Source organism: Streptomyces sp. PA03-6a (assembly GCF_033792765.1).
Lineage (GTDB): Bacteria > Actinomycetota > Actinomycetes > Streptomycetales > Streptomycetaceae > Actinacidiphila.
Genome location: NZ_JARAVK010000112.1, coordinates 15985 through 29746, shown reverse-complemented (window position 1 = coordinate 29746; position 13762 = coordinate 15985). Strand labels below are relative to the sequence as shown.

General features: G+C 73.5%; 16 protein-coding genes and 1 pseudogene. 9 read left to right on the top strand and 8 right to left on the bottom strand.

Annotation, left to right across the window (positions count from 1 at the left end; translation table 11 throughout):
• A pseudogene (locus PV350_RS25300) lies at positions 1-670 on the top strand (hypothetical protein); the annotation flags it as partial.
• Between the two features lie 37 nt (positions 671-707).
• Here the strand turns inward: PV350_RS25300 and PV350_RS25295 are convergent.
• Together PV350_RS25295 and ypfJ are read right to left on the bottom strand one after the other, a co-directional pair.
• On the bottom strand, positions 708-1121 hold the full coding sequence (locus PV350_RS25295; RefSeq protein ID WP_499511148.1) for a VOC family protein: 414 nt from the start codon (positions 1119-1121) through the stop codon (positions 708-710).
• Between the two features lie 111 nt (positions 1122-1232).
• Positions 1233-2135: a KPN_02809 family neutral zinc metallopeptidase gene (ypfJ, locus tag PV350_RS25290; RefSeq protein WP_499511147.1), complete on the bottom strand. Its 903-nt coding sequence runs from the start codon at positions 2133-2135 to the stop codon at positions 1233-1235.
• A 241-nt stretch (positions 2136-2376) separates the two neighbouring features.
• Here ypfJ and PV350_RS25285 point away from each other — a divergent pair, with 241 nt between their 5' ends.
• The 3 genes from PV350_RS25285 (at position 2377) to PV350_RS25275 (ending at position 5485) form a co-directional block, all read left to right on the top strand.
• Positions 2377-3975 carry an ABC-F family ATP-binding cassette domain-containing protein gene (locus PV350_RS25285; protein ID WP_499511146.1) on the top strand — a complete coding sequence of 533 codons (1599 nt, stop codon included), beginning with the start codon at positions 2377-2379 and terminating at the stop codon, positions 3973-3975.
• A gap of 377 nt (positions 3976-4352) precedes the next feature.
• The gene (locus PV350_RS25280) at positions 4353-4574 is read left to right on the top strand and encodes a helix-turn-helix domain-containing protein (protein ID WP_018560612.1); all 222 of its coding nucleotides are present in this window, start codon (positions 4353-4355) and stop codon (positions 4572-4574) included.
• A gap of 119 nt (positions 4575-4693) precedes the next feature.
• The gene (locus PV350_RS25275) at positions 4694-5485 is read left to right on the top strand and encodes an enoyl-CoA hydratase/isomerase family protein (RefSeq protein ID WP_499511145.1); all 792 of its coding nucleotides are present in this window, start codon (positions 4694-4696) and stop codon (positions 5483-5485) included.
• A gap of 102 nt (positions 5486-5587) precedes the next feature.
• Here the strand turns inward: PV350_RS25275 and PV350_RS25270 are convergent, their stop codons facing one another.
• Positions 5588-6307, bottom strand: coding sequence for a hypothetical protein (locus PV350_RS25270; RefSeq protein WP_499511144.1), 720 nt, complete (start codon positions 6305-6307; stop codon positions 5588-5590).
• A 157-nt stretch (positions 6308-6464) separates the two neighbouring features.
• Between PV350_RS25270 and PV350_RS25265 the strand changes: the two genes are divergently transcribed.
• Genes PV350_RS25265 through amaP form a run of 5 tightly spaced genes read left to right on the top strand, consistent with a single transcriptional unit; the run spans position 6465 to position 8743 of the window.
• Positions 6465-6959, top strand: coding sequence for an Asp23/Gls24 family envelope stress response protein (locus tag PV350_RS25265; RefSeq protein ID WP_499511143.1), 495 nt, complete (start codon positions 6465-6467; stop codon positions 6957-6959).
• 31 nt (positions 6960-6990) lie between these two features.
• A complete protein-coding gene (locus PV350_RS25260; protein WP_499511142.1) occupies positions 6991-7173 on the top strand; it encodes a hypothetical protein in 183 nt (60 codons plus the stop codon).
• A gap of 8 nt (positions 7174-7181) precedes the next feature.
• Complete coding sequence (locus PV350_RS25255; RefSeq protein ID WP_500336256.1) at positions 7182-7574, top strand: Asp23/Gls24 family envelope stress response protein; 393 nt, start codon at positions 7182-7184, stop codon at positions 7572-7574.
• Entirely contained in the window at positions 7571-8167 is a 597-nt protein-coding gene (locus PV350_RS25250) for a DUF6286 domain-containing protein (RefSeq protein ID WP_499511140.1), read from the top strand. The genes PV350_RS25255 and PV350_RS25250 overlap by 4 nt, the downstream gene beginning before the upstream one ends.
• A 6-nt stretch (positions 8168-8173) precedes the next feature.
• Positions 8174-8743 (top strand): alkaline shock response membrane anchor protein AmaP, encoded by a 570-nt coding sequence (gene amaP / locus PV350_RS25245; RefSeq protein WP_499511139.1) that lies wholly within the window; start codon positions 8174-8176, stop codon positions 8741-8743.
• A gap of 64 nt (positions 8744-8807) precedes the next feature.
• Here amaP and PV350_RS25240 read toward each other — a convergent pair whose 3' ends face one another.
• The 5 genes from PV350_RS25240 to PV350_RS25220 form a co-directional block, all read right to left on the bottom strand.
• On the bottom strand, positions 8808-9569 hold the full coding sequence (locus PV350_RS25240; RefSeq protein ID WP_499511138.1) for an SDR family oxidoreductase: 762 nt from the start codon (positions 9567-9569) through the stop codon (positions 8808-8810).
• Positions 9570-9573: 4 nt separating this feature from the next.
• Positions 9574-11367, bottom strand: coding sequence for a glycoside hydrolase family 15 protein (locus PV350_RS25235; RefSeq protein ID WP_499511137.1), 1794 nt, complete (start codon positions 11365-11367; stop codon positions 9574-9576).
• A gap of 58 nt (positions 11368-11425) precedes the next feature.
• Entirely contained in the window at positions 11426-12253 is an 828-nt protein-coding gene (locus tag PV350_RS25230; protein ID WP_499511136.1) for an SURF1 family cytochrome oxidase biogenesis protein, read from the bottom strand.
• 85 nt (positions 12254-12338) lie between these two features.
• On the bottom strand, positions 12339-12593 hold the full coding sequence (locus PV350_RS25225; protein WP_431963558.1) for a metallothionein: 255 nt from the start codon (positions 12591-12593) through the stop codon (positions 12339-12341).
• 80 nt (positions 12594-12673) lie between these two features.
• Positions 12674-13660 carry a DEDDh family exonuclease gene (locus PV350_RS25220; RefSeq protein ID WP_499511135.1) on the bottom strand — a complete coding sequence of 329 codons (987 nt, stop codon included), beginning with the start codon at positions 13658-13660 and terminating at the stop codon, positions 12674-12676.
• Positions 13661-13762 lie beyond the last annotated feature (102 nt).

Below are 13762 nucleotides of genomic sequence, written 5' to 3'. Positions count from 1 at the left end.
CCGCGACCCCGCCCGCCCCGGCGAGGTCACCGTCACCGCGCTCGGCAGCTGGGCGGTGTGGGTGAAGCTGGAGCAGATCTGCGTGGCCGCGCAGGGCCCCGCCGGGCACTTCGAGCACTCCGCCGAGGAGATGCTCAAGGCCTGCATCGGGATGCCGCCCGGTGCCGCCCGCGACGAGTACAAGGCCTGGCTGGCGGCCCGCCCGGTGGCCCAGGCGGTGGGCGAGTTCCTGGACGTGGCACGCGGCGACGACGCCCTGCTGCGCGCCCTGGCCTTCGAGGCGCTGCGCGTCGTCGGCGGCCCGGCGGAGCCGGCCGTGCGCGTCGTGGTGGACGAGGCAGGCCTGCGGCCCTACGCGCTGCTGTGGCTCGCCGAGCACGACGGCGGGGACCCGGAGGACGTCGCCGCGCTGCTGACCCGCGAGGAATCCACCTGGCTGTGGGTGGACACCGCCGCGGCCGTCGCCGACCACGGCGAGAGCCACCTGCTGGTGAGCCATCTCGAGACGGCCGTCCAGGGCTCGGTCAGCCGCCTGCTGGAGGAGCTGCGCCACGCGGGTCACCCCCGCACCGTCCAGGTGCTGGTCGCCCTCGCCGCCGCCCACCCCGACCCGGCCCTGTCCAAGATGATCCGCCGGGCCGCCTTCCAGGTGCACACCGGGGGAGAGTGACGACAGGGCCACGACGACGGGCCCGCGACGGCAGGGCCTACTCGTCCGGTATCCGCGGCACGTACGTGCCGAAGGACCAGAGGTTGCCCTCGGGGTCGCGGGCCGTGTAGTCCCGCGACCCGTAGTCCTGGTCGGTGAGCGGCAGCACGACCTCGGCCCCGGCCGCGACGGCGCGCTCGTGGTGGGCGTCGGTGTCCTCCACGACCACGTACACCGACACGGCGCCCAGGTCCGCCGCGATCCGGCTGAAAGCCGTCCCCGAGCGCTCGTTGCCGAGCATCACCACGCCGTTGCCGTAGGCGAGTTCCGCGTGCTCCACGACGCCGTCCTCGCCCTGGTGCACCGCGACCTCGGTGAAGCCGAAGGCCTCCTTGAGGAAGGCGATGGCGGCCTTCGCGTCCTTGTAGCGCAGCGTCGGGTAGACGGTGGGCGCGGTTTCCTTGCCGACCATGACGATCACCCTCCCCTTCCGGGACCCTGACGTCCTGACGTCCTGTGTGACGTGGATCCCAGTCTGGCAGGGGGGTCCGACAATGGCCCCGCGCACGGACATTCCGGCCGGTCAGCGCTGGAAGGTGTCGCAGTCGCCGGGGTCGCCGGTGTCCAGTCCGGTGGTGAACCACTGCTGCCGCTGCGCGGACGAGCCGTGCGTCCAGGATTCCGGGGTCACCCGGCCCTGGACCCTGGACTGGATCGCGTCGTCGCCGACCGCCGCGGCCGCGTCCAGCCCCCGCCGGATGTCCTCCTCGTCGAGCGCGCTGATCATCGGCCTGCCCGTGTCCTCGTCCGGGGTCCGCGTGGCGTTGTGCGCCCACACCCCCGCGTAGCAGTCGGCCTGCAGCTCCACGCGCACCGAGTTGCTGCCGGGGCCGGTGAGCCGGTCCTGCGCCTTGCCCAGCGTCCCCACCAGGTCCTGCACGTGGTGCCCGTACTCGTGGGCGACGACGTAGCTCTCGGCGAACGGCCCGCCCTGCGCGCCGAAACGGCTGCTCAGGGTCGAGAAGAAGTCCAGGTCCAGGTAGACCTTGCGGTCCACGGGGCAGTAGAACGGCCCCGACGCGGGGTCCGCGACCCCGCACCCGGTGCGGATGGGCTGGTCGAAGAAGACGGTCGGCGCGGGTTCGTACGTCATGCCGCGCTTGCGGAACTCCGACGCCCAGTACGCCTGCACGCTGTTGATCACCCCGACCATGCGGCACTCCTGATGGGCGTTGGCGTCCGCGCCGGTGCGGCAGCCGGCGGCGAGGTCCGAGCCCGAGGTGGTGCCCGGGGCCTGCCCCGGCGGATCGGAGGAGAGCCCCAGCTGGTCGGGACTGATGCCGAAGATCAGCCCGATCACCAGGACGATCAGCCCTGCGAGACCGCCGCCCACCATCTTGCCCCGCGGCCTGCCGCCGAACCGTCCGCCGCTTCGCCGGTCCTCCACCTGGGACGTGTCGAGCGATGCGTCGTCGTCGAACTGCATACCTACGATTATCTGCCGCTTTGTCCCACCCGGCCCGTCGCGCCCGCCGTCGCGGCCCCCGGGGCGGTCCCCGGCCGGGCCCGCCCCGCGGCCCGGCCGAAAACCGTTTGCCGGGGACCCGTGCCGCCCCCGGTAGACTGGAGACATGGCAGTGATCCTCACGCATTAGACGGCGTCCGACCGCGACCCACCGCGACCACATCGTCCGACTGCCGTCCGCCACGTTCTGGAGCTTCTTCCCGTGATTACTGCCACCGGCATCGAGCTGCGCGCCGGAGCCCGCGTCCTCATCGAGTCCGCCTCCTTCCGCATCGCCCGCGGCGACCGCGTCGGCCTGGTCGGCCGCAACGGCGCCGGCAAGACCACCCTCACCAAGGTGCTCGCGGGCGAGGGCCTGCCCGCCGGCGGCACCGTGACGCGTTCCGGTGAGGTCGGTTATCTGCCCCAGGATCCGCGTACCGGCGACCTCGACGTCCTGGCCCGCGACCGCATCCTGTCCGCCCGCGGCCTGGACACCGTCCTGCGCAAGATGCGCGAGAACGAGGACCGGATGGCCAACGGCAAGGGCGCCACCCGCGACAACGCGATGAAGAAGTACGCGCGCCTGGAGACCGAGTTCCTCACCAAGGGCGGCTACGCCGCCGAGGCCGAGGCCGCCACCATCGCCGCCGCCCTGGGCCTGCCCGACCGGGTCCTCGCCCAGCCGCTGCACACCCTCTCCGGTGGTCAGCGCCGCCGCGTCGAGCTGGCCCGCATCCTCTTCTCGGACGCCGACACCCTGCTGCTCGACGAGCCGACCAACCACCTCGACGCCGACTCGATCGTCTGGCTGCGGGACTTCCTCAAGACCTACCGCGGTGGGTTCATCGTCATCTCCCACGACATCAACCTGGTCGAGACGGTCGTCAACAAGGTGTTCTACCTGGACGCCAACCGCTCCCAGATCGACGTCTACAACATGGGCTGGAAGCAGTACCTGACCCAGCGCGAGGCCGACGAGAAGCGCCGCAAGCGCGAGCGCGCCAACGCCGAGAAGAAGGCCGCGACCCTCAACGCCCAGGCCGACAAGATGCGCGCCAAGGCCACCAAGACCGTCGCCGCCCAGAACATGGCCCGTCGCGCCGACAAGCTGCTGTCGGGGCTGGAGGCGGTGCGTCAGTCCGACAAGGTCGCCAAGCTGCGCTTCCCCGACCCCGCGCCGTGCGGCAAGACGCCCCTGACCGCCGAGGGCCTGTCCAAGTCGTACGGCTCGCTGGAGATCTTCACCGACGTCGACCTGGCCATCGACAAGGGCTCCCGGGTCGTCATCCTGGGCCTCAACGGCGCCGGCAAGACGACGCTGCTGCGGCTGCTGGCGGGCGTCGAGCAGCCCGACACCGGGGAGGTCGTGCCCGGGCACGGCCTCAAGCTCGGCTACTACGCCCAGGAGCACGAGACCCTCGACCCCGACCGGACCGTGCTGGAGAACATGCGCTCGTCGGCGCCCGACATGGACCTGGTCGCCGTCCGCAAGATCCTCGGCTCGTTCCTCTTCTCCGGCGACGACGTCGACAAGCCCGCCGGCGTGCTGTCCGGCGGCGAGAAGACCCGGCTGGCGCTCGCCACCCTCGTCGTCTCCAGCGCCAACGTGCTGCTCCTCGACGAGCCCACCAACAACCTCGACCCGGCCAGCCGCGAGGAGATCCTCGGCGCGCTGCGCACCTTCACGGGCGCGGTCGTCCTCGTCACCCACGACGAGGGCGCGGTGGAGGCGCTGCAGCCGGAGCGGATCATCCTCCTGCCCGACGGCGTCGAGGACCTGTGGGGCCAGGACTACGCCGACCTCGTCACGCTCGCCTGATCCTTCCGGTGCCCGCGGCCGATCATCCGTGTGGATCACTCCACTGGATCATTCGGCCGACGGGTGATCCTTCATCTGTGTGAGACCGGCTCGTACACCGGCGCGGGAACGTGCGAAATACCGGACGTACGAATGGATCAGCCGCGTCACATGGGGAAACTCCTTACCGGCCCGGGTGACCTGCCTTTTCTCCGCCGCGCTCCGGAGGGAGTCCGGGACGGCCCGGCGGAATGCCGGATTCCACTTGTCCGGCGCCGGGTGTCCGCGTCAACGGCGCGCCAAATGTTGTCGCACGGACCTTGCCGAATGGGTGGCCAGGAAGTCTCCTAGGGGTGATCATGAGAGTCACAGAGCGCACTTCCCTAGAGGAGGCACGGGTGGCCGAGACTCTGAAGAAGGGCAGCCGGGTGACCGGCGCCGCGCGCGAGAAGCTCGCGGCAGACCTCAAGAAGAAGTACGACGGTGGAGCAAGCATCCGGGCGCTGGCCGAGGAGACCGGCCGCTCGTACGGCTTCGTCCACCGGATGCTCAGTGAGTCCGGCGTGACCCTGCGCGGTCGCGGCGGGGCGACACGGGGCAAGAAGGTTTCCACGGCCTGACACAGCCGGGCGCCCCGTGCGGCGGCTCGGAGTCGTGGCAGCACCACCCGGTCGCGGAAACGGCCGACCGGGTGGTTACTCTTCGGTAATCCAGACTGCGGATCGCCAGGAGGTGCCCGATGTCCGACCCCATTGTGTTGCTGGAACGTGACGGCGTACGACTCGTGACGGAGGATTCCGTCGCCACCGTCACGCTGTGCAACGCGGCCAAGCGCAACGCCCAGTCGCCCGCCATGTGGCGGGCGCTGGTCGAGGCCGGTCGTCTGCTCCCGGGCGGCGTACGGGTCGTCGTGCTCCGCGCGGAGGGCGTGTCCTTCTCCGCCGGGCTGGACCGTCAGGCCTTCACGCCTGAAGGTTTCGACGGCGAGCCGTCGTTCATCGACCTCGCACGCGCTCCCGAGGGCGAACTCGACGCCACGATCGCCGAGTACCAGTCGGCGTTCACCTGGTGGCGGCGGAACGACGTCGTCACCGTCGCCGCCGTGCAGGGGCACGCCATCGGAGCGGGTTTCCAGTTGGCCCTCGCCTGCGACCTGCGCGTCGTCGCCGACGACGTGCAGTTCGCCATGCGCGAGACCAGCCTGGGCCTGGTCCCCGACCTCGCGGGCACCAAGCCGCTGACCGAACTGGTCGGCTACGCCCGGGCGCTGGAGATCTGCGCCACGGGCCGCTTCGTCGGCGCCGAGGAGGCCTGCGCCACCGGCCTGGCCAACGTCGCCGTCCCGGCCGCGGAGCTGGACGCCACGGTCAAGGACCTGGTGGGCGCCCTGCTGGCCGCGCCGCGCGACGCGGTGATCGAGACCAAGGCCCTGCTCCGCGAGGCCGCCGGCCGTTCGTACGACGAGCAGCGGGTGGCCGAACGCGCCGCGCAGGGCCGCCGGCTGCGGGACCTGGCGGGCGTGGGGGAGTAACGCCCCGACCGGGCGCGCGCACGCCGGACCGGGCGCCCGGCGCCGACGGCGTCCGCGCGCCGCTCCGCGGCCGCCGTGTCGCGGGCCGGGTCCCCCAGTGGCTCAGCGCCCGGCGATGTCGGTGACCACGACGGTCGTGATCTCCTGCGTCACGGCCGTCACCGCCGTGGCCACCGCCCGCCCGACGTCCAGGGCGCGGTGACCCGCGTCCACCGCGATCTGCACCTGTGACGGATGGCGCTGCCCGCCCAGCCGCGAGGTCAGCCCGGCCACCCCGGGCACCGCGGCCGCGACGCGGCCCGCGGTGGTGGTGGTCCGCCCGCCCTCCGTCGGGTCGTCGGCCTCCGCGGGGTGGGCCGCCGGCGGGCTGCCCTCCTCCAGCAGCCCGGTGACCGTCAGGTCGACCGCCTCCGGCTCCAGACCGACCTCGGTCGCCGCCTCCCACAGCGCGTCGCGCAGCCGTCCGGCCGACTCGGGCAGCGGAAGCTCCGGGGTGGCCTCGAAGCCTGCCTCCACCCGCAGTGGCCGCCTCGGCAGTGCCCCGGACGGCGCCGACTCCGGCAGCACCGCCGCAGCGTTCCCGGGCTCCCCGCCATGTGGTCCGTCCGGTGCGTCCAGTGCGTCCGGTCCGTCAAGTCCCTCAGCCGTGCCGATGCGCAGGGTGCCCAGGCGGATCCCGGGCACCGCGTCGGCGGCCGCGCGCAGCACGCCGGCCGCCGCGCGCTCGGTGACCCACACCGTGTCCCCGGGCCCGCCGAGGGGGAGCACCCGGCCGTGCCCGAGCTGCCGGCGTACCGCACGAGCCAGCCGGTCCGCGGTCATCGGCCGTCGTCTCCCTCCACCGCGCGCGTCCGCGCGGGCCGCCATCCTGGCCCTGATCGCTGCATCCTCACGGCGCGACGGGGCATGCCCACATAGTGTGGTGCACGGAGCAGCCCGTACCGCTCCCGCCATCGGAATCCCGAAGGGAAGAGGTGCGATGACCGACACCGCGCAGCAGCCGGAGGGGCGGGGCCGGACCCTGGAGAAGGGGACCAGCCCGGCCGGCAACGGCACGTCAGGGCAGCGGCGGGCGCCCCTGGGCGATCCCGCGACGCGCGGGCGGACCACCATCGCGGACGGCGTGGTCGAGAAGATCGCCGGGCTCGCGGCGCGTGACGTGGAGGGCGTGCACGCCCTCGGCTCCGGGGTCTCCCGCGGTTTCGGCGCGGTCCGCGACCGGGTGCCCGGCGGCAAGTCCGTGACCCGGGGCGTCCGGGCCGAGGTGGGCGAGGTGCAGGCCGCCCTCGACCTGGACGTCGTCGTGGACTACGGGGTCTCGATCGTGGCGGTCGCGCACGGGGTGCGCGAGAACGTCATCGCGGCCGTGGAGCGGATGACCGGCCTCGAGGTCATCGAGGTCAACATCGCGGTGGGCGACGTCAAGCTGCCCGAGGACACGGACGACGACGACCAGGAGCAGCGGGTCCAGTGACGGGCCCCGGGCGGGAAACAGGGAGCGGACGATGAGCATGGCCGTGCTCGGCTTGATCGTCGGGATGGCGCTCGGATTCGCCGGGTACTTCGGTGGGTTCGCGGCCTTCCTGCTCGTGGCGGCGCTCGGCGCCGTCGGGTTCGTCGCCGGCCGGTTCCTCGACGGCGACCTGGAGCCAGGGGAGTTCTTCCGCAGCCGTGACCGCAGGCGGTGAGCCCCCGGATGACGGCCGCGGTGCCGACGCCGGCGTCCTCCGTTCCGCCGCCCCTCGTCCCCGGCGAGCGCGGCTCGCTCCGCCTCGCCGACCGCGTGCTGGCGAAGATCGCCTCCCAGGCGGCCCGCGAGGCGCTCGCCGACGCCCCCGGCAGGGAGTACGTGCCGCGCGGGGCGCGCCCCCAGGCGGGCGTCTCCGTCCACCGCGAGCAGGTGTACGTACGGCTCTCCGTCGAACTCGGCTACCCGGTGGACATCGCCGCGGTGTGCCGCGCGGTGCGCCGTCATGTCGCGGCCCGGGTCGAGGAGTTGACCGGCGTCGTGGTCTTCGGAGTGACCGTGGAGGTCGAGCGGCTGCACTCGCGGGCCAGCCACATCCTGGAGGAGGCGAGGGTCCGGTGAGCGACCTCGGCCCGGCACCCCTGCCGCCGACCGGACGGCCGCCGTACGGCTCCCGCCCGCGGCGCTTCTGGTCCGCGCGCCGCCTCCCGGCCGCGATCACCGCCGCCCTCCTGGCCGCCGCGGCCGGGCTGCTGCTGTACGACGTCGCCGCGGTGCGCGCCGGACGGCCCGGGATGGCCTGGCGCCGGATCCTCGCGGACGAACTGGCCACCCGCCCGCTGGACGACCCGTGGATCCTCGCCGGGGCCTGTGTGGCGGTCCTGCTCGGGCTGTGGCTGCTCGTCCTCGCCGTCACCCCGGGGCTGCGCGACGTGCTCGCCATGCGCGCCGGAACGGCGCCCGTACGGGCCGGACTCGACCGCCACGCCGCCGAACTCACGCTGCGCGACCGCGCGGTGGAGGTCTCCGGGGTGCGCTCGGCGCGCGTCACGGTCACCCGCCGTACCGCCACCGTGCGCGCCGTGATCGCCTTCCGGGAGACGGAGGCGGTCCGCGCCGATCTGGCCTCCTCCCTGGCCGACGCCATGGAACAGCTGGGCCTGGCCCGGCCGCTGGGCCTCGCGCTGCACGTCCGCCGCATGGAAGAGGGGTGAGGCGCGGTGCGCGCCACCGTCAATCGTGTCGTCCTCGCACTCGTCGGGCTGGCCCTGGTGCTCGTCGGCGCCGTCGTGCTGTGCTCCGCGACGGGCCTGCTGCGCCGTCCGTACACCGGGCGGGACGATGTACTGCTCAGCGAGGGCGACCGGACCCGCTACGAGGACTCCTCATGGTGGTGGCCCGTGGTGATCGGCGTGCTGGCCCTGCTCGTGCTGGGCGCCCTGTGGTGGCTGCTCGCCCAGGTGCGCGACCGCAGGCTGCGCCGGCTGGCGGTGGACGCCGACGACGACGGCGTGGCCCTGCTGCGCGGCCGCGCACTGGAGGAGATCATCGCCGCCGACGCCGAGCAGCTCCACGGCGTCGACCATGCCACCACCGCGCTCATGGGCACGCCCACCGCGCCCCGCGCCCGGCTGCAGCTCGCGCTGTCCCCGCACGCCGTCCCCGGCGACGTCCTCGCCGGGCTCGACTCCGCCGTCCTGGACCGCGCCCGCGTCAGCGCCGGCCTCCCCCTGCTCCCCGCCGAGGCGCGCCTGCGGGCGGTCAGCCACCGGGCGGCCCGCGTCAGTTGACCGAGCCGTTGTGCGACGGACGGCGCGCCGGACGGGGCCGCGGACGGGGCGGCGGACGCACCCGCTAGAAGCCGCCGCGCGCCCCGCCGTCCACCGGGAGCATGACCCCCGTCAGGTAGGACGCCGCCGGCGACAGCAGGAAGGCGGCGGTACGTCCGAACTCCTCCGGGGTGCCGTAGCGGCGCAGCGGGATGCGCTCGCTGAGCCGGGCCCGGGCGGCGTCCGCGTCCCCGGTGAGGGCGTCGAGCTCGCGGACGCGGTCGGTGTCGATCCGGGCGGGCAGCAGCCCCACCACGCGGATGCCGCGCGGTCCCAGTTCGTTGGCCAGGCTCTTGGCGTAGCCGGCCAGGCCCGGCCGCAGGCCGTTGGAGACCACGAGCCCCGGGATCGGCTCGTGCACCGAGCCCGAGAGCACGAAGCCGATGACGCCGCCCTCGCCGAGCTCGTCGGCGGCGGCCCGGGACAGCCGTACGGCACCGAGGAAGACGGACTCGAACGCGTCACGCCACTGGTCGTCGCCGATGACGTCTGCGCCGCCCGCCGGCGGCCCGCCGACGCTGATGAGGAAACCGTCGAGCCTGCCGAACGCCCGGCGGGCGGCGGCGACCAGCCGTTCCGGCGCCTGGGGCCCGGCGTTGTCCGCCACGACGCCGGTCGCCCGCTCCGCGCCGCCGAGCGCCGCGACGGCGGCGGCCACCGATTCCTCGTGCCGGCCGCTGACGACCACCCGCGCGCCGTCGGCCACCAGTTCCCGCGCGGCGGCGAAGCCCAGCCCGCGGGTCCCGCCCGTGACGACGTACACCCTGTCCTTCAGCCCGAGATCCATGGCGTCATCGTGCCCCATCGCAGCCGGAGAGGGTGAGCGCGGTGTTGACCAGGCCGATGTGGCTGAACGCCTGCGGGAAGTTGCCCAGCTGGCGCCGGTCGACCGGGTCCCATTCCTCCGCCAGCAGGCCGACGTCGTTGCGCAGGCCCAGCAGCCGCTCGAACAGCTCGCGCGCCTCGTCGGTGCGGCCGATCCGGTGCAGCGCGTCGGCGAGCCAGAACGAGCAGGCCAGGAAGGCGCCTTCGCCGCCGGGCAGCCCGTCCACGCTGCTGTCCTCCAGGGTGTAGCGGCGTACGAAGCCGCCGTGGTCCAGCTCGCGGCGCACCGCCTCCACCGTGCCGACCACCCGGCTGTCGGTGACGGGGAGGAAGCCCACCTGCGGGATCAGCAGGGTCGCCGCGTCCAGTTCCTTGGAGCCGTAGTACTGCGTGAAGGTGTTGCGCTCGCGGTCGAAGCCCTTGCGGCACACCTCCCGGTGCACCTCGCTGCGCATCGCCCGCCAGGAGTCCGCGTCGCCGGAAAGGTGCGGCTGCCCCTCCAGGGTGCGCACCGCGCGGTCGGCGGCCGCCCAGGCCATCACCTTGGAGTGCACGAAGTGCCGCCGGTCGCCGCGCACCTCCCACAGGCCCTCGTCGGGTTCGTGCCACTTGGACTCCAGGAAGTCCATCAGCGTGCGCTGCACCGCCCAGGCGTGGGGCTCGTCGCGCAGCCCGAAGCTGCGGGCGAGGAAGAGCGAGTCCAGGACCTCGCCGTAGACGTCGAGCTGGAGCTGCTTGGCGGCGGCGTTCCCGGTCCGCACCGGAAGGGACGCCTCGTACCCGGCGAGCCAGTCCAGTTCCTCCTCGGGCAGCCGGCGCTCACCGGCCAGCCCGTACATGATCTGCAGGTCGGCGGGGTCGCCGGCGACGGCACGCAGCAGCCAGTCGCGCCAGTGGTAGGCCTCCTTGAGGTAGCCGGTCTCCACCAGCACGTTCAAGGTGAGCGTCGCGTCGCGCAGCCAGCAGAAGCGGTAGTCCCAGTTCCGCACCCCGCGGATCTCCTCGGGCAGCGAGGAGGTCGCCGCCGCGACGATGCCGCCGCTGGGCGCGTACGTGAGCGCCTTGAGGGTGATCAGCGAGCGCAGCACCGCGTCCCGCCAGGGACCGTCGTAGCGGCACTTGGCCGACCAGGACTCCCAGTCCGCGCAGCTCTGCTCCAGTGCCCGGAAGGGGTCGATCAGGCGCGGCCGGCTCTCGTGGGAGGGGTGCCAGGTCAGGACGAAGGCGATCCGCTCGCCCTCGGCGACGGTGAAGTCGGCGTGGGTGGCGAAGCCCCGGCCGTACATGGGCACCTGCGGCTCGGTGCGCAGCCACACCGAGTCCGGACCGGCGATCGCGACGCGGTGGCCGTCGGTGCGGCGCATCCAGGGGACGACCCGTCCGTAGTCGAAGCGCAGCCGCAGCTCGCTGCTCATGGCGACGTGTCCGCGCACGCCCTCGACGATGCGCATGACGTCCGGTGCGCGATCGCGCTGCGGCATGAAGTCGATCACCTTGGCGGTGCCGTCGCGGGTCTCCCACACGCTCTCCAGCACCAGGGTGCCCTCGCGGTACGAGCGGCGCGTGCACGGCTCCTCGTCCCAGGCGGAGGCCGGGGCGATCCGCCAGGTGCCGTTGTCCTCGTCGCCCAGCAGCGCGGCGAAGCAGGCGCCGGAGTCGAAGCGGGGCAGGCACAGCCAGTCGATGGAGCCGCTCCTGGAGACCAGCGCGACGGTCTGCAGGTCACCGATGACCGCGTAGTCCTCGATCAGTGCCGCCACGGTCGGCCTCCGTCTCTCCCTCTACGAGGGTCCCCGCTCTACGAGGGTGCCCCCGGCGCTAGGGCGACGCGACCGCAGCGGCGGCCGGCTCGGCCGTGGCACTGTCCTGCGCCGCCGCGCCGCGGGCGGCGAGCCGCTCCCGCCGCTCGCGGCGGACGAGGATGACCCAGCCGACCGGCACCATGGCGGTGAACAGCCACCACTGGATCGCATACCCCATGTGCATGCCGATGCTGCTGTGGTCGGGATCCGGGATCAGCTCGGGCTGCCGCCCGGAGGGCTTGGGGGAGGTCGCCGCCAGCTCGATGTAGCCGCCGACCGGCCGCTGTGCCGCGGGCAGGTCCTCTGCCACCATCCCGCTGTTGATCAGCATGATCATGCGGTCGGGCAGTCCGCCCTTGTTCCTGATGCCGGTCGCCGCGGTGGTCTCGTCCGGGCGCAGCCGGCCGGTGACGGTGACCTCGCCGGACGGTGCCGCGGGGACCTTGGGGAACGTGGTCAGGTCGGTGCCGGCGGGGACCCAGCCCCGGTTGACCAGCACCGACCGGCCGTCGGCCAGGACCAGCGGGGTGATCACGTGGTAGCCGATGCTGTCCCCGTCGGCGGCGGTGCGCTGGCGGGCGACGACCTCGTGGGCGGTGTCGTAGTGCCCGGTCGCGGTGACCGTGCGGTAGATCTGCCGCTTCGGCACGGCCGCGCCGGGGGCGGTCAGCGATTCCACCGGGACGGGCTCCGCCTCGAGGTTGTCCGCGATCAGGTGGTTGCTGGCCACCCGGCGCTCGTGCCGGTGCAACTGCCAGAAGCCCAGCTCGACCATGGCGGGCATCAGGAGCAGTGCGATCAGGGTGAGGATCACCCACTGCCGGGACAACAGGAAGCGGTACACCCCATGACCGTACAACTCGGTCGCGGGGCGCCTTCCGGAGGGGTCGGACGTGCCGGGGCGCGGCCGCCGGGATCAGCCGCCGGGATCAGCCGCCGCCGGGCAGCGAGCCGACCCGGTCGACGATGCCGCTGCGGCCCTCCGCCTTGGAGCAGTGGCCGCCGCAGTACCAGTGGCCGTCGACCTCGACCCCGTGGCCGACGATCCGTACCCGGCAGTGCTCGCAGATGGGCGCCATCCGGTGGATCGCGCACTCGAAGCTGTCGAAGACGTGCACGGCCCCCTGGGCGTGCACTTCGAAGCTCATCACGTAGTCGTTTCCGCATACTTCGCATCGGGCCATGAGGCCCAGGGTGCGGGCCGGGCCCTGGCGCGGCAATCGGTGACCGGGTGCGTCGCGGGCGCACCACTCGAACGGAGGCGTCAGCCGTGCACGTCCGGCGCGGGGGCGACGTCCCGCAGCAACTCGGCGAAGCGGCGCTCGTTGACGACCGGGGTGCCGAGCTGCCGGGCCCGTACGGTCTTCGTGGTGAGCGAGTCGGGGTCGTTGGTCACCAGGAGGCTGGTCAGCCGGCTCACGGAGGACGACACGTGCAGACCCGCCTCGGTGGCGCGGTCCTCCAGCAGTTCGCGGTCGATGCCCGTGTCGCCCGAAAAGGCGACCCGCATCCCCTGGACCAGCGGTCCGCCGGACTCCAGCCGCCCCGGGTTGGGATAGGGGCAGGCCGGCCGCTTCCGCGAGGTCCGCCAGTTCATCGGCCGGTACGTGCTGCGGTAGCCCGCGGAGACCGACTGCCGGGGGACGGCCGTGTCGATCCACTCCGTCAGGGGGCGGCAGGCGTGCAGCGGCAACTGCAGTCCGCCCGCCGCGGCCTGCCGCAGGCTGGGGCGGAACACCTCCGCCAGCACGCGCGCGTCGTCCAGGGCGTGGTGGGCGCGCTGCTGGACGACGCCGAAGTGCGCGGCCAGGGACTCCAGCTTGTGGTTGGCCAGCGGCAGCCCCAGCGCCTTGGAGAGCACGATGGTGCACAGCCGGTGCTCCACCGGCGCCACGGTGCCCGCCCGCGCGAACTCCCGGGCGAGCATGGACCAGTCGAAGACCGCGTTGTGGGCGACGAACACCCGGCCCGACAGCCGGTCCGCCAGCTCGGCGGCGACCTCGCCGAAGAGCGGGGCGTCGGCCAGCACGGCCGAGGTGAGGCCGTGGATCCACACCGGGCCCGGGTCACGCTGCGGGTTGACGGGGGTGTACCAGTGGTCCTCCACCTCGCCGCGCGCGTCCAGCCGGTAGACGGCCGCGGACACTATCCGGTCGTCGCGGCCGAGGCCGGTGGTCTCGACGTCCACGACGGCGTATCCGTCGGGGTAGGCCTCTGGCCACGACGGGTGCGGAAGCTGGGGCGCGTGCATGGAGGAACACAATACGGGCGGCCACCGACAGTGCCCGCCGCCACCCGCCCCTGGCGCACCGTCGGATCCCGCCGGGGACGGGGCGGCAGCGGCGGCGCGCGG

What these genes read in the sequence shown, in the direction of transcription:
- PV350_RS25220 (WP_499511135.1), bottom strand. Translation starts at nt 13,660, where the DNA reads ATGCACGCGCCCCAGCTTCCGCACCCGTCGTGGCCAGAGGCCTACCCC.
- PV350_RS25240 (WP_499511138.1), bottom strand. Translation starts at nt 9,569, where the DNA reads ATGGATCTCGGGCTGAAGGACAGGGTGTACGTCGTCACGGGCGGGACC.
- PV350_RS25255 (WP_500336256.1), top strand. Translation starts at nt 7,182, where the DNA reads ATGACGGCCGCGGTGCCGACGCCGGCGTCCTCCGTTCCGCCGCCCCTC.
- PV350_RS25270 (WP_499511144.1), bottom strand. Translation starts at nt 6,307, where the DNA reads ATGACCGCGGACCGGCTGGCTCGTGCGGTACGCCGGCAGCTCGGGCAC.
- PV350_RS25225 (WP_431963558.1), bottom strand. Translation starts at nt 12,593, where the DNA reads ATGGCCCGATGCGAAGTATGCGGAAACGACTACGTGATGAGCTTCGAA.
- ypfJ (WP_499511147.1), bottom strand. Translation starts at nt 2,135, where the DNA reads ATGCAGTTCGACGACGACGCATCGCTCGACACGTCCCAGGTGGAGGAC.
- PV350_RS25275 (WP_499511145.1), top strand. Translation starts at nt 4,694, where the DNA reads ATGTCCGACCCCATTGTGTTGCTGGAACGTGACGGCGTACGACTCGTG.
- PV350_RS25260 (WP_499511142.1), top strand. Translation starts at nt 6,991, where the DNA reads ATGAGCATGGCCGTGCTCGGCTTGATCGTCGGGATGGCGCTCGGATTC.
- PV350_RS25295 (WP_499511148.1), bottom strand. Translation starts at nt 1,121, where the DNA reads ATGGTCGGCAAGGAAACCGCGCCCACCGTCTACCCGACGCTGCGCTAC.
- PV350_RS25265 (WP_499511143.1), top strand. Translation starts at nt 6,465, where the DNA reads ATGACCGACACCGCGCAGCAGCCGGAGGGGCGGGGCCGGACCCTGGAG.